This is a genomic window from Pseudomonas sp. KB_15 (assembly GCF_052114525.1).
Taxonomy (GTDB): Bacteria; Pseudomonadota; Gammaproteobacteria; order Pseudomonadales; family Pseudomonadaceae; genus Aquipseudomonas.
On record NZ_JBFREX010000342.1, the window covers coordinates 1 to 373 of the forward strand.

Sequence of the window (373 nt, forward strand, 5' to 3'; positions counted from 1 at the left end):
GACGTACTCGGCGCGCCCAACGCCGGCTTCCTCGGCATGATGCAGTCGATCAATCAGGACCGCCTGCTCTCCGCCWGCCGCTCGTTGGGCCTGGCAGCGCGGGGCCAGGCCATGGCCTGCGAGTATGCGAATGAGCGCAAGGCGTTCGGCAACGCCATCGGCCAGCATCAGGGCATCCAGTTCATGCTCGCCGACAACGACGTCGATATCGAAGCCGCACGCCTGCTGATCGGCCGGGCGGCGGAACTGATCGAAGCCGGCGACCCGGCGGCGCGCATCGCCGCCTCCCGCGCCAAGCTGTTCGCCAGCGAAATGGGCTGCCGCGTGTCTGACCGCGTGCTCCAGATCTTCGGCGGCATGGGCTATATGTGCG

The 373-nt window shown here is 68.0% G+C and carries 1 protein-coding gene; it reads left to right on the top strand.

Going from position 1 to position 373, the window contains the following annotated elements:
* Positions 1 to 373, top strand: a 373-nt coding sequence (locus AB4Z35_RS31200; RefSeq protein ID WP_442101323.1) for an acyl-CoA dehydrogenase family protein, incomplete at both ends; no start/stop codon positions are given.